The organism is Devosia yakushimensis (assembly GCF_030159855.1).
Classification (GTDB): domain Bacteria; phylum Pseudomonadota; class Alphaproteobacteria; order Rhizobiales; family Devosiaceae; genus Devosia; species Devosia yakushimensis.
Genome location: NZ_BSNG01000001.1, coordinates 2,824,944 through 2,847,355 on the forward strand (window position 1 = coordinate 2,824,944; position 22,412 = coordinate 2,847,355).

The 22,412-nt window shown below is 64.2% G+C and carries 18 protein-coding genes; 8 read left to right on the plus strand and 10 right to left on the minus strand.

The features are described 5' to 3' along the window. Window positions 1-60 precede the first annotated feature (60 nt). Window positions 61-1,005 carry a 4-hydroxybenzoate octaprenyltransferase gene (gene ubiA, locus QQL79_RS13710; RefSeq protein ID WP_284391741.1) on the minus strand — a complete coding sequence of 315 codons (945 nt, stop codon included), beginning with the start codon at window positions 1,003-1,005 and terminating at the stop codon, window positions 61-63. Between the two features lie 180 nt (window positions 1,006-1,185). Here ubiA and QQL79_RS13715 point away from each other — a divergent pair, with 180 nt between their 5' ends. The 4 genes from QQL79_RS13715 (at window position 1,186) to QQL79_RS13730 (ending at window position 6,040) form a co-directional block, all read left to right on the plus strand. Continuing rightward, entirely contained in the window at window positions 1,186-1,935 is a 750-nt protein-coding gene (locus QQL79_RS13715) for a 16S rRNA (uracil(1498)-N(3))-methyltransferase (RefSeq protein ID WP_284391743.1), read from the plus strand. A 72-nt stretch (window positions 1,936-2,007) separates the two neighbouring features. Continuing rightward, window positions 2,008-3,378 carry a glutamate--cysteine ligase gene (locus QQL79_RS13720; protein WP_284391745.1) on the plus strand — a complete coding sequence of 457 codons (1,371 nt, stop codon included), beginning with the start codon at window positions 2,008-2,010 and terminating at the stop codon, window positions 3,376-3,378. Window positions 3,379-3,732: 354 nt separating this feature from the next. Next, window positions 3,733-5,016 (plus strand): phosphoribosylamine--glycine ligase, encoded by a 1,284-nt coding sequence (purD, locus tag QQL79_RS13725; RefSeq protein ID WP_284391747.1) that lies wholly within the window; start codon window positions 3,733-3,735, stop codon window positions 5,014-5,016. A gap of 151 nt (window positions 5,017-5,167) precedes the next feature. Next, the gene (locus QQL79_RS13730) at window positions 5,168-6,040 is read left to right on the plus strand and encodes a patatin-like phospholipase family protein (RefSeq protein WP_284391749.1); all 873 of its coding nucleotides are present in this window, start codon (window positions 5,168-5,170) and stop codon (window positions 6,038-6,040) included. Window positions 6,041-6,042: 2 nt separating this feature from the next. Here QQL79_RS13730 and QQL79_RS13735 read toward each other — a convergent pair whose 3' ends face one another. The 4 genes from QQL79_RS13735 to QQL79_RS13750 all read right to left on the minus strand — a co-directional run bounded on the left by QQL79_RS13735 (window position 6,043) and on the right by QQL79_RS13750 (window position 9,505). Continuing rightward, window positions 6,043-6,417 carry a nuclear transport factor 2 family protein gene (locus QQL79_RS13735; RefSeq protein ID WP_284391751.1) on the minus strand — a complete coding sequence of 125 codons (375 nt, stop codon included), beginning with the start codon at window positions 6,415-6,417 and terminating at the stop codon, window positions 6,043-6,045. A gap of 439 nt (window positions 6,418-6,856) precedes the next feature. Next, complete coding sequence (gene fabV / locus QQL79_RS13740) at window positions 6,857-8,020, minus strand: enoyl-ACP reductase FabV (protein ID WP_284391752.1); 1,164 nt, start codon at window positions 8,018-8,020, stop codon at window positions 6,857-6,859. A gap of 132 nt (window positions 8,021-8,152) precedes the next feature. Continuing rightward, the gene (locus tag QQL79_RS13745; protein WP_284391754.1) at window positions 8,153-8,605 is read right to left on the minus strand and encodes a nucleoside deaminase; all 453 of its coding nucleotides are present in this window, start codon (window positions 8,603-8,605) and stop codon (window positions 8,153-8,155) included. A 9-nt stretch (window positions 8,606-8,614) separates the two neighbouring features. Then, entirely contained in the window at window positions 8,615-9,505 is an 891-nt protein-coding gene (locus QQL79_RS13750) for a LysR family transcriptional regulator (protein WP_284391756.1), read from the minus strand. Window positions 9,506-9,605: 100 nt separating this feature from the next. On the opposite strand from QQL79_RS13750, the gene QQL79_RS13755 reads away from it, so the two are divergent. From QQL79_RS13755 to QQL79_RS13765, 3 genes are all read left to right on the plus strand, one after another. Further along, on the plus strand, window positions 9,606-10,736 hold the full coding sequence (locus QQL79_RS13755) for a TDT family transporter (protein WP_284391759.1): 1,131 nt from the start codon (window positions 9,606-9,608) through the stop codon (window positions 10,734-10,736). A 76-nt stretch (window positions 10,737-10,812) separates the two neighbouring features. Further along, entirely contained in the window at window positions 10,813-12,657 is a 1,845-nt protein-coding gene (gene mutL, locus QQL79_RS13760; protein ID WP_284391761.1) for a DNA mismatch repair endonuclease MutL, read from the plus strand. 1 nt (window position 12,658) lies between these two features. Beyond that, the gene (locus QQL79_RS13765; RefSeq protein WP_284391763.1) at window positions 12,659-14,209 is read left to right on the plus strand and encodes a VOC family protein; all 1,551 of its coding nucleotides are present in this window, start codon (window positions 12,659-12,661) and stop codon (window positions 14,207-14,209) included. 360 nt (window positions 14,210-14,569) lie between these two features. Here the strand turns inward: QQL79_RS13765 and QQL79_RS13770 are convergent, their stop codons facing one another. After that, window positions 14,570-15,646 carry a citrate synthase/methylcitrate synthase gene (locus tag QQL79_RS13770; protein WP_284391766.1) on the minus strand — a complete coding sequence of 359 codons (1,077 nt, stop codon included), beginning with the start codon at window positions 15,644-15,646 and terminating at the stop codon, window positions 14,570-14,572. Window positions 15,647-15,731: 85 nt separating this feature from the next. Here QQL79_RS13770 and QQL79_RS13775 point away from each other — a divergent pair, with 85 nt between their 5' ends. After that, a complete protein-coding gene (locus QQL79_RS13775; protein WP_284391768.1) occupies window positions 15,732-16,865 on the plus strand; it encodes a citrate synthase in 1,134 nt (377 codons plus the stop codon). On the opposite strand, the gene edd is transcribed toward QQL79_RS13775, so the two are convergent. The 4 genes from edd to QQL79_RS13795 form a co-directional block, all read right to left on the minus strand. Further along, entirely contained in the window at window positions 16,859-18,673 is a 1,815-nt protein-coding gene (gene edd, locus QQL79_RS13780) for a phosphogluconate dehydratase (protein WP_284391769.1), read from the minus strand. The two genes, QQL79_RS13775 and edd, sit on opposite strands and share 7 nt — an antisense overlap. A gap of 124 nt (window positions 18,674-18,797) precedes the next feature. Further along, window positions 18,798-19,493 (minus strand): 6-phosphogluconolactonase, encoded by a 696-nt coding sequence (gene pgl, locus QQL79_RS13785; protein ID WP_284391770.1) that lies wholly within the window; start codon window positions 19,491-19,493, stop codon window positions 18,798-18,800. Window positions 19,494-19,664: 171 nt separating this feature from the next. After that, the gene (gene zwf, locus QQL79_RS13790; RefSeq protein ID WP_284391771.1) at window positions 19,665-21,146 is read right to left on the minus strand and encodes a glucose-6-phosphate dehydrogenase; all 1,482 of its coding nucleotides are present in this window, start codon (window positions 21,144-21,146) and stop codon (window positions 19,665-19,667) included. Window positions 21,147-21,170: 24 nt separating this feature from the next. Continuing rightward, window positions 21,171-22,109 carry a glucosamine kinase nucleotide-binding domain-containing protein gene (locus tag QQL79_RS13795; protein WP_284391772.1) on the minus strand — a complete coding sequence of 313 codons (939 nt, stop codon included), beginning with the start codon at window positions 22,107-22,109 and terminating at the stop codon, window positions 21,171-21,173. Window positions 22,110-22,412 lie beyond the last annotated feature (303 nt).

Genomic DNA, 22,412 nt, shown 5'->3' on the forward strand with positions numbered 1-22,412 from the left:
CCTCCCCTCAAGGGGGAGGGAGGCCAGAACCACCAGCCCCTGCGCAAATCTGCCCAAATCCTACCAAACCCACTCCGCCAGCAGTGCCAGCACCAGGGCAATCCCCACATAGTGGTTGCTGTAAAACCGCACGCCCGGATTGCCCGGCACATCGGCATCGAGGGTCCAGACCTGCCAGGCCAAAATCCCTGCCGCGACCAGTGACAGCGCGAAAAACATCAATCCCGCCCCGGCCATGGTCGCGCCGGCGAGCCACAGCGCATAGGCGCCGGCATAGAAGCCGGTGACAATGGGCCTGGTCTTGCTGCCAAAGAGCCGTGCGGTGGATTTGACCCCGATCAGCGCATCGTCCTCGATATCCTGCACCGCATAGATGGTGTCATAGGCGATGACCCAGAGGATGGTGCCGAAATAGACCAGCAGGATGGCGGGCGAGAAGCCCCCGGTCTGGCTGCTCCAGCCCACCAAAGCGCCATAGGAAAAGGCGAGGCCCAAAAAGGCCTGCGGCCACCAGGTGACTCGCTTCATGAAGGGATAAATCGCCACCAGCACCAGCGAGGCCACCCCGGCAATCACCGTGAAGCGGTTGAACTGGAACAGGATGATCGCCCCGAGCAGCGCCTGCGCGACGAGGAAAGCCAGCGCCTGCCTGGCCGTTACCTGCCCCGCGGGGATCGGGCGCGAGCGGGTGCGCGCCACCTGCATGTCGATGTCGCGGTCGACAATGTCGTTGAATGTACAGCCGGCGCCGCGCATCAGCGTCGCGCCGATAGCCATGAGGATGCAGGCGATCCAGTCGAAGCCGCGCTCGGGATTGGCGATGGCCGCCAGCGCCAGCCCCCAGGTACAGGGCCAAAACAGCAGATAGATGCCGATTGGCCGGTCCCACCGGGCCAGCCGCGCATAGGGCTTGAGCCAGGCGGGGGCATAGCGATCCACCCAATTGTCGGCCCTTGCATCGGCAACCGTGCCGGAGGTGGGGGGAGTTTGATCGGTGTTGGTCATCGCGCTCGCCAAAAACCACAAGGTCATTCCCGCGAAAGTGGGAACCTCTGTTGACAGTCGCTGCCTCGCAAATGGAGGTTCCCGCTTTCGCGGGAATGACCTGGGTGGAAGAGAACCAGCCTTGATCAAGCGACGGCTTCAGTCCTAACTGCGCCGTGACCGCCAATCAACACGCTTGCCATGCCCCGCACCCACGCTTCCCTGCCTCGTCTGCATATCGAACCCGACCTTGTCGCCCATGCCCAGCTCACCCTGGGCAAGGACCAGTCGCTCTATCTCGCCGCCGTTTTGCGCAAAAGCGTGGGCGATGAGGTCGTGCTGTTCAATGGCCGCGACGGGGCCTGGCTGAGCCGTCTCATCAGCGATTCCAAGAAATCGGTGACGCTCGATCTGGTCGAACAGATCGCGCCGCAGACCCCGGTTTCCGATCTCTGGTATGGCTTTGCCCCGCTCAAGACCGAGCGCCTGGATTATGTGGTGCAAAAGGCCGTCGAGATGGGGGCCGGCACCATCCAGCCGGTGCTGACCAAATATACCCAGGTCAGCCGCCTCAAGCATGACAAGCTGGTGGCCAATGCCATCGAAGCCGCCGAGCAATGCGAAGTGCTAAGCGTGCCCATCGTAGCCGCCGAGATCAGCCTGGACCGCCTGATCGACTCCTGGGCCGCCGAACAGGGCGAACGCAAGCTGATCCTAGCCGATGAAAGCGCTGCCTCGGCCTCGCCCATCGAGGTCCTCTCAGCGCTGCGGGGGCAACCCGTCGGCATTTTGATCGGCCCCGAGGGCGGCTTTTCCGATGAAGAACGCGAGCGGCTGCGGGCGCAGAATTTTGTCGTTCCGATCAGTCTCGGCCCCAGAATTCTGCGTGCCGACACTGCTGCCGTGGCCGCTTTGGCCGTGATTCAAGCGACCATCGGTGATTGGCGATAAAAGCCGATTGCTTTCGGCTTGCGCCTCGCTATGTTCGCGCCAACAATGACCCCCTCATAGCAAGAGGACTTTATGGCCGGCGCCGAAACATTTTCGCCCCTGATTGAATCGCGGGCCGACCTCATCGACGGTATGGCGCGGGGCTGTAAACCCGCCGAGCAATGGCGCATCGGCACCGAGCACGAAAAACACGTGTTCCACACCAATCCGCTCCGCCCGGTGGCCTATGAGGGGCCCGATGGCATTCATGCGCTGCTGGACGGCGTTGCCGAGCGCACCGGCTGGAAGCCGTTCTTCGACGGGGAAAATCCCATCGGCCTCTGGGACGAGCAAAGCCATGGCGGCATTTCGCTCGAGCCCGGCGGCCAGTTCGAGCTTTCGGGCGCGCCCCAGCCCGATCTGCACGCTGCCGCCGCCGAAACCGCTGAGCACATGGCAGTGGTCAAATCCGTCGCCGCTCCGCTCGATATCCATTTCCTGGGTCTGGGCGTCACCCCGCTCTGGAGCGTGGCCGAGATCAAGGTCATGCCCAAATCGCGCTATGGCATCATGGCGCCCTATATGGACAAGGTCGGCACGCTGGGCACTTCGATGATGTTCCGCTCGGCCACGGTGCAGACCAATCTCGATTTTTCGAGCGAAGCAGACATGGTCAAGAAGTTCCGCGTGTCGCTGGCGTTGCAACCCGTGGCCACGGCGCTCTTTGCCAATTCGCCCTTCGTTGATGGCAAGGACAGCGGCTATCTGAGCTTCCGCAGCCATATCTGGCTGCATACCGACAATGCCCGCACCGGCATGCTGCCCTTCGTGTTCGAAGAAGGGTTCGGCTTCGAGCAATATGCCGATTATGCGCTTGATGTGCCGATGTATTTCGTCATCCGCGACGGCAAATATATCAATGTGGCCGGCGAGAGTTTCCGCGCATTCCTCGAAGGCAAGCTGCCGCAATTGCCCGGCGAAAAGCCGACCCGGCGCGACTGGAACTACCATCTGGGCACCATCTTCCCCGAAGTGCGGCTCAAGCAGTTCCTGGAAATGCGCGGCGCCGATATGGGCGACGAAAAGTCCGTCACCGCGCTCTCGGCCTTCTGGGTCGGGCTGCTCTATGACGATGTTTCGCTCGAAGCCGCCTATGAGCTGATCGAGCCGTGGACCGATGAAGAGCGCGAAACCATGCGCCGCGAAGTGCCGCGCCTGGGGCTCAACACGCCGCATGATCGTTCCAATCTCTACGACATCGCCGCCCAGGCCGTGGGCATTGCCGAGGCGGGCCTCGTCCGCCGCAACCGCCGCAATGGAAAGGGCCAGGACGAAACCATCCACCTGGCCCCCCTCGAAGAAACCATCCGCCTCGCCAAATCCCCGGCCGAACGGTGGCTCGAGAAATTCCACGGCGAGTGGAATGGGGATTTGACCCGGATTTTCAAAGAAGCAGAGATGTAGGCTGGGGAAGAGCAGGCACAGTCCTACCCCCACCACGGTGTCATTCCGGCGAAGGCCGGAATCCATGCTGAAGACCATTCCCAAGCTGGATGATGCGGCGCACCACGGACCTGGATCCCGGCCTTCGCCGGGATGATCCCGTGAATGGAAGCAATTTTGCGCTAATCATCAACAACCACCGCATCTCCCTCGGGCTTGACCCGAGGGCCATCCTCAACCCGGCACAAGCGGCGAGTGGCCCTCGGATCAAGTCCGAGGGAGAGCGGTGGGTGGCATGAATTGAGTTCCCCCAAAAGCCTTGCCTCCCCGCTTTATCTCGTGCATCACCCCGCCAGGTAGCGGCGGAGGCGAAGCATGCGGGTTCTGGTCATTGGTGGCGGCGGACGTGAGCATGCCCTGGCGTGGAAAATCGCGCAGTCGCCCAGGCTGACCAAGCTCTTCATCGCGCCGGGCAATGGCGGCACCGGGGCAGTGGCTGAAAACCTGCCGGTCGATATCACCGACCATGCAGCCGTCATCGCGCTCTGCCATCAGCACGAAATCGACTTCGTCGTGGTCGGCCCCGATGCGCAGGTCGTCGCCGGGCTGGGCGATGATGTGCGGGCGGCCGGTTTCACCTGTTTCTGCCCGTCCAAGGCTGCCGGGCAGCTCGAAGGCTCAAAAGGCTTCACCAAGGCACTGTGCGACGAGATGGATATCCCCACCGCCGCCTATGGCCGCTTCGACAACGAAGCCGCAGCCCTCGCCCATATCTACACCCATGGCGCGCCCATCGTGATCAAGGCCGATGGCCTGGCCGCCGGCAAGGGCGTCACCGTGGCGATGAGCGTCGAGGAAGCCGAAGAGGCCGTGATCGACTGCTTTGCCGGAGCCTTCGGCGCCTCGGGCGCCGAGGTCGTGATCGAGGAATTCATGGAAGGCGAGGAGGTCAGCCTTTTCGTGCTCTGCGACGGCAGCACCATCCAGCCGCTCACCACCGCGCAGGACCACAAGCGCGCCTTTGACGGCGACACCGGCCCCAATACCGGGGGCATGGGGGCCTATTCACCGGCCGATGTGATGAGTCGCGCGCAATATGACGAGGCCATGGCCCGCATTATCGAACCCACCGTGCGGGGCCTGGCCGCGCGCGGTACGCCCTATCAGGGCGTGCTTTATGCCGGGCTGATGCTCACCGAAACCGGCCCGCGGCTTGTCGAATACAATGCCCGCTTCGGCGACCCCGAAACGCAGGCGATGATGCTGCGGCTCGATAGCGACCTGCTGGAGCTGCTTCATGCCACCGCCACAGGCAATCTGGCGGGCCAGAGCGTGGCCTGGAAAGATCAATATGCGTTGACCGTCATCATGGCGACCCAGGGCTATCCGGGCGACTATGGCAAGGGCAGCGAGATCAAAAATGCCGAGGGTCTCGATACGGCAGATCTGCATGTCTTTCATGCGGGAACGCAGCGCGATGGCGCGCGTTTATTGGCTGCCGGCGGGCGTGTGCTGAATGTCACCGCGCTGGGTTCGAGCGTGAAAGAGGCGCAGCAGCGTGCTTACGCAGGCGTGGACCAGATTGTTTGGCCAGAAGGCTTTTGCCGCCGAGACATCGGCTGGCGGCAGATTGCCAGGGAATCCACCACATCGGCGTGAACCCTTTGGCAAGGGGCTGCCCCTACCCTATCCCTCATCCGGGAAGAAGCCGTCGCGGCGCCCGCTGACCCCGCTGCAAATCCGGGGCAAGGCAATCGCGGACCAGCTTCGCCCGAATGACAGGGAGCAGGCCAGCAAGGAGCGGGCCAGAGTGAGCACGATATCCGGACCGAGGATCGGAGTAGCCCTGGGGGGCGGGTCGGCGCGCGGGCTGACGCATATTCCCTATATCGAAGCGATGGACGAACTCGGGCTCAAGCCCTCGGTCATCTCGGGCACCTCGATCGGCGCGCTGATCGGGGCCGGCTGGGCAGCCGGCATGACCGGTGCGGAACTGCGCGAGCATTCCTTCAACGTGCTGGGCACGATGAAGATCATCGCCACCAAGCTCTGGGCCACCCAGATTCGGGGCATTAGCGGCATTCTCAAGAACGGCATTTCGATGCAGCTCGATGCCACCCATGTCGTGGATGCCTTTACCCCACCCTATTTCCCGCGCGAGTTCAAAGACCTCAAAATCCCGCTCTATGTGGTGGCGACCGACTTCCAATCCTGGCACCAGGTGGTGTTCAATTCCGGGCTGCTGCGCCCGGCCATTGCCGGCTCGATTGCCATTCCGAGCCTGTTCCGGCCGGTGGTCTATGCCAATCACCTGCTGGTCGATGGCGGGGTGGTCAATCCGCTGCCGCTCGACCAGGCCGATATCGACACCGATTTCCTGATCGGCATCGACGTCAATGGCGACCCCTCCCAAAGCATTGCCAGGACCGATCACAAGCCGCTCGACATCTGGTTCGGCTCGGCCCAGATCATGATGCATTCGCTGACCGCCCATATGATGGCGGCCTATCCGCCCGACATCTATATCCGCCCCCATGTCGCCAGTTTCGGCGCCCTCGAATTCTGGCGGGTGCGCGAAATCGTCGCCAATGCGGAGCCGGAAAAAGACCGTTTCAAGCGCCTGCTGGAAACCAAGATCGAAGCCTATATCCAGGGCAAGGTGCCGGTGATCGAGAGCAATTAGGGCTAGCGCCTCGCGATCGTGCCTTGATGAAACAGCATTTGCCACTGCTTGCCATTGTGCTTCCAGATGGAGCTTCGCAGAACGCATCGTTCCGATCCGTCGCTTTGCTCGCTACGGCTTTCATAGGTCAGGAGCACGACGTCGGGACCAATCGGCATCAAAGTATGGTTGGCCGTGCGAAGTTGGCCGCTGTCCTCGTCATTTTCTTCAGCCAGAAGATCTATGATTTGCTCCCGCCGATAGACAGCTCCCGACGCGCCGAACTCGACAAAATCCTCGGCCAAGAGGTTTTCGACGGCCTGCCGTGAGCGCCTGGTCTCCGGCTTGTGAAGCGCCTCTTCCAACGACCATATTTCGGCAAACTCAGGAAGGGGCATCTCCGAATGGCTCCGGTGGCAAAAGCGCAACTTTAGCCATGCATGCAATGGCTTGTACACTCTCGCCGATGAACCGTGACGTGCGCTAAGCGCGCCCACCCACAATGTCATTCCCGCGAAAGCGGGAACCTCTGTTTCCAAAACCCAGCAGCAAAACGGAAGTCCCCGCTTTCGCGGGGATGACACTGTGGGAATTTCCAAGCTCTCCATGGCCTCGATGCGGCACTCTCCCCTTGCGGAGAGGGGTTGGGGAGCGAACGGCGGCTGGACCCGGAATCGGTCGCTGCCACCGAGCTTAACCACACCACTTTGCTCCCTCGGGCTTGACCCGAGGGCCTGCAAGGTTACGCACTGAGCCTGGTGCAAGCGGTGAAAGGCCCTCGGGCCAAGCCCGAGGGAGACGCTGGTGATGGGATAGGGCGGTACGCAGTGCCCGCTACTAAACCTCGCGCGGATCCACGTCCGCGCTGTAATCCACCCCACCAAGACCAAAGCCGAAGAGTTTCAAAAATTCTTCGCGGTATTTCGGCAGGTCGGCCAGCTTGGGCAGTGTCTCGGTGGAGAGCAGCGGCCAGCGGCGGATCATTTCGGCCTGGACGGTCTCGGACAATTCCCAGTCGTCGACGCGGATGCGGTGTTCGTCATCGAGCGCGGGATTGTCCAGCTTGGTGCGGAACAGGCGGTCGATCTGCTCGATCGTGCCTTCGTTCACGCCCATCTCGGCCATGACCTTGAGCAGCAGCGTGCCATAGAGCGGCACGACGGGAATGGCGGAGCTGGCCTGGGTCACCACGGCCTTCAGCGCCACGACATAGGCGCTCTGGTCAGTGAAGCGGGCGCGAATTTCCCTGGCGGCGCGGTCGAGATCGGCCTTGGCCACGCCCAGCGTGCCCTTGTGGTAGATCGGCCAGGTCAGCTCACTGCCCAGATAAGTATAGTTGAGCGTGGTGAAACCATCGGCGAGTACGCCGGCATCGGCCAGAGCCGAAATCCAGAGCTGCCAGTCTTCGCCGCCCATGACCTTGACGGTGGCCTTGGCTTCCTCGTCGGTCGCCGGTTCGATGACAACTTCGGATACTTCGCCGGTGGCAGTGTTGAGAGTCTTGGCTTCGACGGCGGCGCCGAAGGGCTTGATGGCCGAACGATAGGTTTCCCCGGTGGCCGGATCGGTGCGGACGGGGGAGGCCAGGCTATAGACGATCAGATCGACCTGACCCAAATTCTGGCGGATCGCTTCGACGGTTTCGGCCTTGACGGCATCGGAAAAGGCATCGCCTTCAATGGTCAGCGCCAGCCGGCCGACGGCCTTGGCGCGCTGCTCGAAGGCGCGGTTATTGTACCAGCCGGCGCTGGCGGTCTTGTTTTCGGCCGGCGGCTTTTCGAAGGACACACCGATCGTATCGGCATCGCTACCGAACGTATTGACGATGCGCGAGGCGAGGCCATAGCCGGTGGAGCACCCCAGCACCAGCACCCGGCGCCGGGCCGAGGGGATCGCGCCCTTGACCACGACATGGTCGATCTGGCGCTGAACATTGGTCGCGCAACCGGTGGGATGCGCGGTGGTGCAGATGAAGCCACGGATTTTGGGCTCGATGATCATGGGCGGGGGCTCCGAATGGTCGTGACTTCCGCAATAGCGTGCCAAAAGCGGCACGGCTAGGGCCACATGCGATTCTGATGTGGGTTAGGGCGGCGAATATGGGGTTTGAGGGATCGGGGCTCATGATAGCCCCTACTCCCTCAGCCCCCGGAAAAACGCCTTCAACAGCGCTTCGGAGCGGCTGGCGCCAATGCCCCCGATAACCTCCGGATGATGATGACAGGTGGGCTGTTCGAACAGCCGCACCCCGTTTTCCACCGCGCCGGCCTTGGGGTCCTCGGCCGCGAAATAGACACGGCGGAGCCGGACATGGGCGATGGCTCCGGCACACATGGCGCAGGGTTCGAGCGTCACATAGAGATCGCAGCCATCGAGCCGCCCGGTGCCGCGCCGAGCCAGGGCCGTGCGGATAGCAAGCATTTCGGCATGGCCGGTGGGGTCGTTGAGCGCCTTCATGCGATTGCGTTCGGCGGCAAGCACGGTCTCGCCCTCGACGATCACCGCGCCCACCGGCGCTTCGCCATGGGCCGCGGCCTCCTCGGCCAGGGTCAGCGCCAGATCCATGGGTGAGCGGGGTGCAGTCATGGCGCTTGTCTAGCCGTTTGCGGCGCTTCTCACCATAGCCAGAAATGCTTCGGCCGCCTGGGTGCGGTAGCGCTCCTTGTGCCGCAGCAGATAAAAACTGCGCCGCACCGGTGGCAGGTCGACCACGGTCAGTAGCCCCGCCACCACGCGGGCCCGGGCGACGGCGCGCGATACCAGCGTTGCGCCCAGCCCCGCTTCGACGACGCCCAGCACCGCCTCGTTGCCCGGCAACACCATGGCGATATCGAGCGCAGCCGGATCGATTCCCGCCTGCAGGATCATGCCGTCAAAGGCGGCGCGGGTGCCCGAGCCGGCCTCGCGCAAGACCCAGGCCGTGCCGCCATAGCCTGCGGCCTGGGCCACGCCCGGTTGGGCCCAGCTATGGCCTGCCCCCACCACCACGACCATTTCATCCTGATCGAGCAGGCCGACACTGAGCGCCGGGCGCTCCACCTGCCCTTCCACCAGGCCCAGTTCGGCCAGCCCGCTCTCGACGCCGTCGGCCACCTGGCCGGTATTGGCAAAGCGCATGTCGAGTTCGATATGGGGATGGCTCTGCCGATAGGCCACGAGCCGCCGCGGCAGCCAGTAATCGGCAATGGTCTGGCTCGCCATGATCGACAGCCGCCCACGCAGCAGCCGCGAGAGGTCGTCGAGCGCGCCTTCGGCGGCCTTGGCCCGGTCCAGCACCGCCTGGGCCTCGGGCAGGAAGGTGCGCCCGGCCTCGTTGAGCACGATGGACCGCCCCACCCGGTCAAACAGCGTCACGCCATGGCGGCTTTCTAGCGCCGAGACGGCGGCGCTCACCGCCGATTGCGTCATATGCAGGGCCTGGGCCGCCCTCGTGATGTGCTGCCGCTCGGCCACGGCCAGGAATATGCGCAATTGTTCGAGGGTCATTCCCGCCACCAATCAATCGATATCATCGATTGATCTCACATAAATCATGCGTTGGAAACGATCATCGCTTTGCCGCTATGGCTCGCCGCAGAGGTTTGCCATGTCCATTGCTGTTGCCAGTATCCGCCCGTTTTCCCGTCTCGCCACGCCGGCCGATGCGGTTCGCTTTTTCACGCCCAACTGGTTCGCCGCCACCATGGGCACCGGCATTCTGGCCGTGGCGCTGGGGCAATTTCCCGATCTGCCGCTGCTGTTCGCCGCCGGCACGGGGCTGTGGTTCTTCAATGTCGCGCTGTTTGCGCTGTTTGCCGTTCTCTATGCCACCCGCTGGGTCACCCATTTTTCCGGCGCCAAGCGCATTCTGGCGCATTCGAGCATGTCCATGTCGCTGGGCTGCATTCCCATGGGCCTCTCCACGCTGATCAATGGCGCCGTGCTGTTCGGCATTCCCCTGTTCGGCGCGGCCATCGTGCCGGTGGCGCAGGGCCTGTGGTGGGCCGATGCCACGCTGTCGCTGGCCTGTGGCATCGGCGTGCCCTTCATGATGTTCACCCGCCAGAATCACGCGCCCCACCAGATGACCGCGATCTGGCTGCTGCCCATCGTCGCCGCCGGGGTGGCCGCGGCAACGGGCGCCCTGCTCGCGCCCCATCTCCCGGCGGCCGATCAGCTGACCGTTACCCTTGTCAGCTATGCGCTCTGGGCCTGTTCGGTGCCCATGGCGCTAGGCTTGCTGGTGGTTCTGGTGGTGCGGATGATCGTCCACAACCTGCCCGACGCCAATATGGCCAGTTCCTGCTGGCTGGCCCTGGGACCCATTGCCACCGGCGCGCTCGGCATGCTGCTACTGGCCCGGCATGCGCCCATAGCGCTCGAAGCCAATGGCCTGGGCGCCTATGCCGATGCGGTGGGCGGGGCGAGTTTTCTCATCGCCGTGCTGCTCTGGGGCTATGGATTGTGGTGGCTGGGCATGGCTGGTCTCATCACCCTGCGCTATTTCCGTGATGACGTGCCCTTCAACCTCAGCTGGTGGGCCTTTACCTTTCCGCTGGGCGTCTATGCCGTCACCACGCTCAACCTGGCCCATATAGTGCCCTTCGCCCCTTTCATGGCGCTTGGCACGGGGCTCTGCGGCGTCTTGGCCGTGGTCTGGGCCATCGTTGCCTCGCGCACGCTGGCCGGGGCGTGGCATGGCGAGCTCTTCGCCGCGCCGTGCCTCGCCGATGACTGATCGCGGGTAAAAACGGGAAACCGGGTCGGAAAGCCGCCCGGCATGACCTATATTCTCCCCTCAGGAGAATCGAAACTTGCCCATTCGCCAGCTTCCCGAAGATCTGATCAACCGCATTGCTGCCGGCGAGGTCGTCGAGCGGCCTGCCAGCGTGATCAAGGAACTGGTTGAGAACGCCATCGATGCCGGCGCCAGCCGCATCGTGGTCACTACGGCCGGCGGCGGCAAGGGGCTGATGCGCATCGAGGACGACGGCCATGGCATGGACCAGGCCGACCTGCTCCTCTCGGTCGAGCGCCACGCCACGTCCAAGCTCTCCGCCGGCGATCTCGACGATATCCGCACGCTGGGCTTTCGCGGCGAAGCCCTGGCCTCGATCGGCTCGGTAGCCGAGCTCAGCGTCTCCTCGCGCCCGGCCAATGCCGAGAGCGGCCTGCGCATCGAGGTGCGCAGCGGCGTCCGCACCGGCCCCGTACCGCAGGCGATGAACCGGGGCACTGTGGTCGAGGTCAAGAACCTCTTTGCCAATGTCCCCGCGCGGCTCAAATTCCTCAAGACCGATCGGGCCGAGGCCGGCGCCATTACCGATGTGATGAAGCGCCTCGCCATGGCCAATCCATCGGTACATTTCGTGCTCAACGGCACGGATCGCTCCCCCGCCAATTGGCCCGCCGTCAGCGGCACGGGGGCCCTGGAAGCGCGGCTGGCCCAGGTCATCGGCGACGATTTCGCGCAGAATGCGGTGCGGCTCGCGACGTCGCGCCATGGCGTGGTCGTGGCAGGCCTGGCGGGTCTGCCCACCTATACGCGCGCCAATTCGCTATCGCAGTTCTATTTCGTCAATGGCCGCTCGGTGCGCGACAAGGTGCTGGTCGGCGCCATCCGCGCCGCCTATGCCGATTACACCTTCCGCGACCGTTTTCCGGTCGTCGCTCTCTACCTCGCCATCGATCCGGCCGAGGTCGACGTCAATGTGCATCCGGCCAAGGCCGAATTGCGCTTCCGCGATGCCGGCGCGGTGCGTGGTGCTGTTATCCGCGCCATTGGCGAGGCACTGACCGCCGCCGGTTTCAAGGCTTCGACCAGCGTCGCCGATGACATTCTGGGCGCCTTCACCACCCCGCAATACGAAACGACGGCTCCGGCCGGAGCGCCCCAGCGACAGGATTTCGTCCGCCCCGCAATGCCCTTTGCCAGCTATGAGCGGGCGGAGGGCTATGGCAGCGCCAACCCCTTTTCGCCGCATTATGGCGCCGCAACGGCAATCCAGCCCGGCATAGAAGGCCTCAACGAGCCCAGTGCCCGCGTCGAGAGCGAAGCTCCGCCCGCGCTGATGGAATTCCCGCTCGGCACGGCACGGGCCCAGATGTTCGACAATTTCATCATCGCCCAGAATAGCGAGGGCCTGTTGCTGGTCGATCAGCATGCCGCGCATGAACGTCTGGTCTATGAGCGCTTCAAGGCCCAGCTTGCCTCCGGTCCCGTGCCCAGCCAGGCCCATCTCATCCCCCTGGTCATCGAGCTGCCCGAGGAAGATTGCGCCCGGCTGGAAGAGGCGGCGCCGGACCTCGAACGGTTTGGCCTCTATCTCGAGCGCTTTGGCCCCCGCGCCATCGCGGTGCGCGAGACCCCGGCTTTGCTGGGTAATTCCGATGTCGAGGGCCTGGTGCGCGATGTCGCCGATGGCCTGGCCGAATGGGACACCTCGACCGCGGTGGCCGACCGCATGGATGAAATCATCGCCCGCATGGCCTGCCACGGCTCGGTCCGCTCCGGGCGTCGTCTGCGGGTCGACGAAATGAATGCCCTCCTGCGCGACATGGAGGCCACGCCCCATTCCGGGCAATGCATCCATGGGCGCCCGACCTATGTGGAACTGAAGCAGAAGGACATCGAGCGCCTGTTCGGGCGGAGCCGGTAGCATGACCAGCGGTATCCACCACGTCACGCTGATCACCGGCAATGTGCAGGCCAATGTCGATTTCTATGTCGGCTTTCTCGGACTGCGCCTGGTCAAGCGCACCGGGGGTTATGAAGACCCCCGCCAATTACACCTGTTCTATGGCGACCGCTCGGGCGCGCCCGGCTCGCTCATCACCTTCCTCGTCTGGCAGGATGGATCGCCCGGGCGTAGCGGTGCCGAGCAGGTGGGGGAAATCAGCTTCTCTATCGGCCAGGCCAGCATCGGCTTCTGGCTGGAGCGGGCATTGCGCCACCAGGTCAAGGTCGAGGGCACGGTCCAGGAATTCGGGGAAACCGTGCTGCGGCTGCGCGATCCGGATGGCGTCATCATCAAGCTGGCCGCGGCCGGCCTGCCCCCGCTGGCCCTGCCCGTCAGCGATATTCCGCCCGAACATGCCATCAGCCGGTTGCGCGGAGTGACCCTGCTGTCGGAAACGCCAGAACAGACCGCCGCCTTCATCACCGCCCATTTCGGCTTCCGTATGCTGACGCGGTCGGGCGCCAGCCAGCGACTGGTTGCCGATAGCGGCGATAGCGTCGATGTGCGCGATGCCTCCGGCTTCTGGCCGGGCGCACCGGGGACCGGCATTGCCGATCACGTCGCCTTCCGCGCCCCCGACGATGCCGCCGTCAAGGCCGTTGAACGCGATCTGGCGCGGCTCAATTCAAGCCTGACCAATCTGCATGACCGGCATTATTTCACCTCGCTCTATGTGCGCGAGCCGGGCGGCGTGCTGATCGAACTGGCTTCGGACGGCCCCGGATTTACGCTGGATGAGCCGGAGGAGACCCTGGGCCAGCAGCTTTTCGTGCCCCCCGATGCCGCGCTCGACGCCCAGGACATCATCGCGACACTGCCCCAGTTCGCCCTGCCCGGCGAGGACCGCGTGGTCTATCGCGACCTCACCCATGTGCATCGCTTCCACACCCCCGCCCATCCCGATGGCCAGACCTTGCTGCTATTGCACGGCACGGGCGGCAACGAGACCGACCTGATGCCGCTGGCCCGTCGCGCGGCCCCCAACGCCGTTCTGCTCGGCCTGCGCGGACGCAGCACCGAAAGCGGCGTGCAGCGCTGGTTCCGCGGGCTTGCGCCCCATATTTTCGACCAGAAGGACATAACTTTCGAATCCGGCGCACTCGACGCCTTCGTCACCGATGCCGAACGGGAATATGGCCTCGACCGCGACCACCTCACGGCGCTGGGCTATTCCAATGGCGCCAACCTGCTGGCGGCGGCGCTGCTCCTGCATCCTGGCCTCGTGCGCCGCGCTATCCTGCTGCGTCCGGTCATGGTGCTGGACAACACGCCGCAAGCCGACCTGACGGGAACCGATGTCTTGATCATATTGGGAGAAACCGACGCCTATCGCAGCGGCGGCGAAACACTGGCCGACGCCTTGCGCGCCGCCGGCGCGACCGTGACGGTTAAGACCCTTCCCGCTGCCCATGCCTTGTCAGACCAGGACAACGCTACGATCGCGGCTTGGTTGGGAAAAGAAGCGCAATAAGGGCGTGTCGCCCGGTACGCCAATCTCCCCACCCACCGCGCCTTCCCCACCCACCGCCTTCCCAACCACCTCAATCTCACCACCCCACCGCGCCTCCCTCGGGCTTGACCCGAGGGCCTCTCCCAACCCGGCACAAGCGGCGAGTGGCCCTCGGGTCAAGCCCGAGGGAAGCGCGGTGTGTTGGATAGGCAGTGGTCAATCCAGGGACACCCCGATGCTGTCCCCCCTCTGAGGGGAGGGAGACGATAGAACCGAGAGTTCTCAGTCTGCGCCTCCCTCCCCTTGATGGGGAGGGATTGAGGGTGGGGTGCGGGGAGCCACAAAGGCGGGGGAGAGCGCGACGACTAAAAATACAGCTGATCAAGCCGCAAGCGGCCCAATATATTTCGATTGCGGGCGGATGAGCCGGCCGTGATCGATTTGCTCCCGCGCATGGCCGATCCAGCCGCCGACCCGGCCGGCTGCAAAGACGCAGGTAAAAGCCTCGCGCGGCAAGCCCAGTGCCTCGAGCAGCAGTGCGGTATAGAATTCGACATTGGTTTCGAGCGCCCGATCCGGCTTTTTCTGCCGCAGCAGAACCAGCGCCGCGCCTTCGACCGCTTCGGCCAGCGCCAGCCTCCCCGCCGGCACGGCGCCGGCCTTGGCCAATTGCTGCAGCGCGGCCTTGAGCGCATCGGCGCGCGGGTCGCGCACGCGATAGATGCGGTGCCCAAAACCCATCAGCCGCTCGCCCCGGGCCAGTTCGGCCGCCAGCACGGCTTCGGCCCGCTCAGGCGTACCCACGCTATCGAGCATATCGAGCACTGGGCCTGGCGCACCGCCATGGAGCGGCCCCTTGAGCGCGCTCAGGGCGGCCAGGATCGCCGAGGTCAGCCCGGCGCGGGTCGAGGCTACGACGCGGGCGGCAAAGGTCGAGGCGTTGAGGCCATGGTCGGAAACCGTCACGAGATAGGTATCGAGGGCCTTGGCCTGCTCTTCTGCCGGCACGGTTCCCAGCAGCATGGCCAGCATGTCGGCGGCATGGCCGAGCGTCTCGCTGGGGGCGATAACCGGTAGCCCCTGCTGCATACGAAGCAGAGCGGGAGTGAACACCGCCGGGGCAGCCAGCAGGCGATAGGCGGTGTCGCGGTCCTCGCCATCGGGCAGGCGGGCAATCATGGCGCGCAGGGCCTCGATGGGGCTCAATGCCAGGATGGCAGCATCGATCCCTTCGACATAGGCATGCACTTCCCGGCGCGCAGCGGCCAGGTTCCGGGTGATGGCGGCCGTGTCGGCTTGGAGGAATTCGCCCAGCAACAGGGCCAGCATGGCCTCATAGCTGGTGCGGCCCGCCAGATCGTCCAGCGAATGGCCGGCGATGACCAGCCGGCCATTCAGCCCATCCACATCCGAAAGCATGGTTTCGGCGGCAATCACATCGTCCAATCCAGAGATCATCTTGTCTCTCCTCTGCGTTTGGAGGATAGATGGGCTTGATCAAGATTGACGTCAATCTTGATGCGAACCATCAATGTGAGGAGCCATGGGCTGGATAACAGCGGAACAGGCCTTGCAGCGTCTGGGCACCAAACCGCAGACGCTCTATGCCAATGTCAGCCGGGGCCGGATCGCGGCCAAGCCTGACGCCTCCGATCCGCGCCGCAGTCTTTACAGCACCGAGGACATCGAGCGGCTGGCCAGCCGCCAGCATGGCCGCCGCAAGGCCGAGACCGTCGCCGCGCAGACCATGGCCTGGGGCGATCCTGTCCTGCCGACCACGATCTCCACCATCGAGGACGGACGCCTCTATTATCGCGGCGAGGATGCCGCCAAGCTCTCGCGCATGGCCGACCTCGAAGCGGTGGCGGGCCTGCTCTGGGGCGGTAAGCGGCCGCGTTTTCCCATTATGGCCGGCGAGGACAATCCCGGCCTACCGCAGGCCTTCACCGTGCTCGGGCGCCTGGCCGCCAGCGACATGCCCACATTGGGGCGCGGCCATGCAGTGCTTCATGCCGATGCCGCCCGGGTCATGGGTGCAGTGACCCGCGCCCTGGCCGGCACGACCGCCACCGAGCTGGCGGCCCATGAGCGCCTCGCCCGGCACTGGCATCGCCCGGAGGCCGCCGACATCATCCGGCGGGCCTTGGTGCTGCTCGCCGAACATGAGCTCAATGCCTCGACCTTTTCCGCGCGCATTACCGTCTCGACCGGCGCGCCGCTCTCGGCCGCAGTGCTGTCGGGCCTTTGCACGCTGGGCGGGCCGCTGCATGGCGGGGCGGCGGCCGCCATGGATGAACTGGCCGAGGCCGCCACCCGGCTCGGGCCGGAACAGGCCGTGCAACTCAGCCTCAGGCGAGGCCGTGCCCTGCCCTGTTTCGGCCACCGGCTCTATCCGCATGGCGATGTGCGCGCGGCCGAATTGCTGACGCACTTCGAAGTGCCGCCGCTCTATCGCGATCTCGCGGTGATCGGGGAGGCGCTGGTGGGCGAGCGGCCCAATATCGATTTCGCCCTCGCCGCCATGGCCGCCGCCTGCGGCCTGCCCGCTGCCGCGCCGATGATCATCTTCACCCTCGCCCGCTCGGTGGGCTGGCTGGCCCATGCGCTGGAGCAGATCGAGACCGGATCACTGATCCGGCCCCGGGCGCGTTATGTGGGGCCGGCGCCGGCCTATTGAAAGACGCTGGCGCCGCGATCGGCGACGCCGACCAGGCTGCGGAAGCCGGCAAACAGTTCGCGGCCCATGCCGAAATGCTGGGGCCGCAGGTCTTCGCTGGCCGGGGTGCGGGCGAAGAATTCCTTCTCGTCGCCCAGGAAGGTCAGCGTGCCCTCATTGGCGTCGAGCCGGATCATGTCGCCATCGCGGATCTTGCTGATCGGACCGCCATCGACCGCTTCCGGCGTCATGTGGATGGCCGCGGGCACCTTGCCCGAGGCGCCCGACATGCGGCCATCGGTCAGCAGCGCCACCTTGAAGCCGCGATCCTGCAACACGCCGAGCGCCGGGGTCAACTTGTGCAATTCGGGCATGCCGATGGCGCGGGGGCCCGAGAACCGCACCACCGCGATCATGTCGCCATTGAGCTCCCCAGCCTTGAACGCAGCCTGCAACCCTTCCTGGCCATGGAAGACCCGGGCCGGGGCCTCGATCACGCGGTGTTCGGGCTTGACGGCCGAGACCTTGATGACCGAACGGCCCAGATTGCCGGTGAGCAGCTTGAGGCCCCCGGTCTGCTGGAACGGGGTCGCCGTGCCGGTCAGCACCTTGGGCAAAGCCGATTCCTTGGGCGCCGCTTCAAAGGCCAGCTTGTCCTCGATCAGCTTGGCCTCGACGGTATAGTTGGACAGCCCATTGCCCCAGACGGTCTTGACGTCCTCGTGCAGATGCCCGCTTTCGAGCAATTCCTTGATCAGGAAACCCATGCCGCCGGCGGCGTGGAAATGGTTCACATCGGCCACGCCATTGGGATAGACGCGGGCCAGCAGGGGCGTCGCATCGCTCAGATCGCTCATATCGTCCCAGGTCACCTGCAATCCGGCAGCCGCCGCAATGGCGATCAGGTGCATGGTGTGGTTAGTCGAGCCACCCGTGGCGTGCAGACCCACCAGGCCATTGACGATGGCCTTTTCGTCGATGACGTGCCCGGCCGGCGTATAATCATTGCCCTGGGCGGTCAGCGACAGCGCCCGCACCGTGGCCTCGCGGGTCAGCGCATCGCGCAAAGGCGTGCCCGGATTGACGAAGCTGGCGCCCGGCAGGTGCAGGCCCATGATTTCCATCAGCATCTGATTGGAATTGGCCGTGCCATAGAAGGTGCAGGTCCCGGCCGAGTGGTAGGACTTGGACTCGGCTTCGAGCAATTCGGCGCGGCCGACCTTGCCCTCCATATAGAGCTGGCGGACCTTGCTCTTTTCGTCATTGGGCAGGCCCGAAGGCATCGGTCCGGCCGGCACGAAGACGGCAGGCAAATGCCCGAAGGTCAGTGCCCCGATCAGCAGGCCGGGCACGATCTTGTCGCAAATGCCGAGATAAACCGCGGCATCAAACATATTGTGGCTGAGCGAAATAGCGGTCGACATGGCGATCACGTCGCGGCTGAACAGGCTCAGATCCATGCCCGGCTGGCCCTGGGTCACCCCATCGCACATGGCCGGCACGCCGCCGGCAACCTGGGCCGTGGCGCCGATCTCGCGGGCGGCCTGCTTGATGATTTCGGGATAGAATTGATAGGGCTGATGAGCACTCAGCATGTCGTTATAGCTGGTGACAATGCCCAGGTTCAGCGTCTTGTTGCCGGCCAGGGCCGCCTTTTCGGCGGGCGTGCAGGCGGCAAAGCCATGGGCAAGATTGCCGCAGGAGAGCGTCGAGCGATAAACGCCGGCCTCACGGGCCGCATCGAGCCGGTTGAGATAGTCCTTGCGGCTATCGCGACTGCGCGCGGCAATGCGGTCAGTCACATCCTGGATGGCTTGGCGAACGGACATTTCGAGCTCCTAACTCAGTTGTCGCGGCCTCGCGCGGAAAAGCGGGGGTCACTTTTCCGTAAAAAGGACGCTGCTGCGGAGCCGCGTAGTGGCCAGGGCAGTCGATTGGGGACCGCCGAGGGGACTATGGGCACCAGTAGACAGTTACAGGGCGGCCGGAGCGCAATACGGCGCGGATGGGGAGGTCCTCAACGGGACCATCTCCCAGAGCCGCGTCGAGAACGACGGCCTTTTCCTCCCCTTCGATATGAAGGTAAAGCCCATCCGTGTGGAGGAGACGCGGTAGGGTAAAGGTTATGCGCGGTTCGCCCGCACCCGGCGCATGGATCGCCAGGGCCGGGCCGGCGGCAGTCAGCGCCTCGGTCAGCGTGTCGCCACCGGGGAAGAACGAGGCGGTGTGCCCGTCCCCACCCATGCCGAGGATGACGGCGGCAAATTGCTCGGGCAGCTCGGCCAGCAGCGCATTGGTCTTGGCGATCTCGGCCGGACCGGGCTCATCGCCGCCCGAATAGAGCGGGAAGAAGCGCGCCACGGCAGCCGGGCCCTGCAGCATCTTTTCGTTGACCAGGAGGGCATTGGAGCGGTCATTGGTCTCATCGACCCAGCGCTCGTCGACCAGGGTGACGATTACCTTGCTCCAGTCGATATCCTTGGTCTTGCCCAGGGCCTGGAAAAACCGGGCCGGAGTCGAGCCGCCGCTCACCGCAATCGCCGCCTCGCCCCGCTCGGCAATGGCGGTCCGAATGCGATCCGCCACCGCCTCGGCCAGTTCCTTGGCCAGGGTCGGCTTGTCAGCGAATGTGCGGCGCTCGATGGTCATATCAATTCCTTTGAGCCAGCGGCTCCTATCGCCTCCCTCCCCCTTGAGGGGAGGGAATGAGGGTGGGGGTCCGTCGGTGGATCACCGAACCACCCCCTCCCCAGCTTTGCTAGGCCCTTCGGGCCCGGCGCCGCTACCCTCCCCTCAAGGGGGAGGGCAAGAGCCGAAGCCTTAATTATCGTCTTCGTACCACGTCCGGCCGTCGCGTTCGATCAGGGCGATGGCGCCGCTGGGGCCCCAGGTGCCGGCCACATAGGCCTGTGGCGGTTCGCTCGAACGGTCCCAGGCCTCGCGGATCGGGTCAACCCATTTCCAGGCGGCTTCCAGCTCGTCGCGGCGCATGAACAGCGCCTGGCTGCCCCGCACCACATCCATCAGCAGGCGTTCATAGGCTTCGGGGGTGCGCTCGGCAAAGGTCTGGGCAAAGCTCAGGTTCAGCGGCACTTCGCGCAGGCGCATGCCGCCCGGACCCGGGTCCTTGATCATCATCAACAGCTTGACGCCCTCGTCGGGCTGCAGGCGGATGACGAGCTTATTGGCCTTGGGCGCGCCCTCGGCATGGTCGAAAATGGAATGGGGGATCGGCTTGAACTGGATGCAGATTTCCGACACCCGGTTGGCCATGCGCTTGCCGGTGCGGAAATAGAAGGGCACGCCGGACCAGCGCCAGTTTTCCACTTCCGCCTTGAGCGCCACGAAGGTCTCGGTGCGGCTGCCCCTCTTGTCCTCGGGCAATTCATCCTGATAGCCGGCGACCGAGGTCGTTTCCGACTTTACGCCCTTATACTGGCCGCGCACGGTATTCTTGGCCACATCGCCATTGAGGATGGGCTTGAGCGCGCGCAGCACTTTGAGTTTTTCGTCGCGCAGCGCATTGGCATCGTCCGAAGCGGGCGGCTCCATGGCCACCAGGCACAGCAGCTGGAGCATATGATTCTGGATCATGTCGCGCAGCGCGCCGCTCTCGTCGTAATAGCCGCGCGTGCCGGCGCCCACCGATTCAGCCACGGTCAGCTGCACATGGTCGATATGGGCCGAGTTCCAGATCGGCTCGAACAGGGCATTGGCAAAGCGCAGCGCCAGCAGGTTCTGCACGGTCTCTTTGCCCAGATAGTGGTCGATGCGGTAAACCTGATCTTCCTTGAAGATCTTGGCCACGCCGTCATTGATCTCAACCGATGAGGCCAGATCGTGCCCCAGCGGCTTTTCGATCACCACGCGCGCATCGCGGCGATAGAGCTTCTTCTTGGCGAGATATTCGGCAATGGGCTCGAACAGATCGGGCGCCACGGCAAGATAGAAGGCGCGCACGATCTTGGGGTCGTCGCGCAGGGCCTTGCCCAGATCGCCCGAGGTTTCAGGGTTGCTGGCATCGACCGGCACATAGGAAAAAATCTTGATGAAGCGGTCGATCACCGCCTCGTCCTGATATTCCTTTTCGACGAACTGGGTGATCGCGTCGCGCGCCGCCTTCTGGAAATCGGCATCGCTGAGCTTACTGCGCGAGGCGCCGATAATGCGGCTCTGCTCGTCGAACTGGCCATCCTTGAACCGGTGATAAAGCGCCGGGATGAGCTTGCGCTTGGTCAGGTCGCCCGTGGCGCCGAACACCACATAGTCGAAAGGCTGGACGGGAATGATACGGCTGGACACTTGGCAAGTCCTTGGTTGGCGTCGTTAGGCAGGAAAGTTCTGGCGTGCGAGGATCACCGCGCCATTGAGCGGCTCGAATTTGGGCAGGGCGACGAAATCGCCATAGCGCTGTGTGAGAATGGGGAACAGGCGTTCGCCAAAGCCACCGACAATGGCCATGACCTTGGCATTGCGCGCCTTGAACCAGCGCACATAGGTATCGACATAGCCCAGTTCGATATCGAGCATTTTCTGGGCCACCGGATCGCCCTGTTCCAGATAATCGAAGAACAGCGGCATCAGCTTGCCGAATTCAGCGGGCGCCCGGCCGATCAATGCATCGTCGCACCCTTCCGAGCCGTCGCTGCTGATGATCTTGAGGTCCAATTCGGTGGCGAAGGCCCAGGTCATGACCGCCTGGTTATTGCCGCCGAGCCGGGCAATCACCGCCTTGGTGAGCGGGGAGGCTTCCACCAGGCCATCTTCGGCCTCCACGGCATAGCGCACCAGTTCACGGCCCAGGATGGCGCCCGACATCTGGTCGCCAATGGGAAAGCCCCAGCCGCCCGATTGATGGCGCTGGCCATCGACAATGGCGAGTGCGGCCGAACCGGTGCCCACGATGATCACCCCGCCTTCGCCGCCGCCCAGCGCGCCGGCATGGGCGATATCGATGTCATCATAGACTTTGACATCGGCGAAGGGCCATTTGCGGGCGCGGAATTCGGCGCGCGCGGTATCCATGCGGCCGCCGGCCATGCCGAAGCAGGCATAGGTATTGGCGGTTTCGGAGAAATCGATCCCGGCCGCCTTGAAGACATCGCGGGTGCCGTCGCTAATGGCCTTGTAAGCCGGCTCGCCATCATCGATCTGCAAGTTGGAGCGGCCGTTCTTGACTTCGGCGAGCGTCTTGAGATTCTCGTCGGCCAGACGCACACGGCAATTGGTGCCGCCGCCATCAACGCCAAGATAGTATCTGGGCACGCAATCGACTCCGTGGACTAGGGTGTGAGGACAGTTAGGTCAGGGTGAGCCGAAAATGGTGATTTTCGAGAACCGGAGCGCAGCGTACGTTTGGGTACGTGAGCACCGGAAGCGCAGGAAATCACCATTTGCAGGCCTCCATCACCTAACTGACTCACATCCTAACGGGATTGTAGGGGCTGGTTTCGCGGCGGACCATAATGCGAAAGATGCTAAGACGAAAGTAGAATAAGGCACAAAAAGCGTCTGTCCTATGCAGGGTTGGCATGGCCTGATTGCAGGAAGTGCGCAACCCCTTGGGCG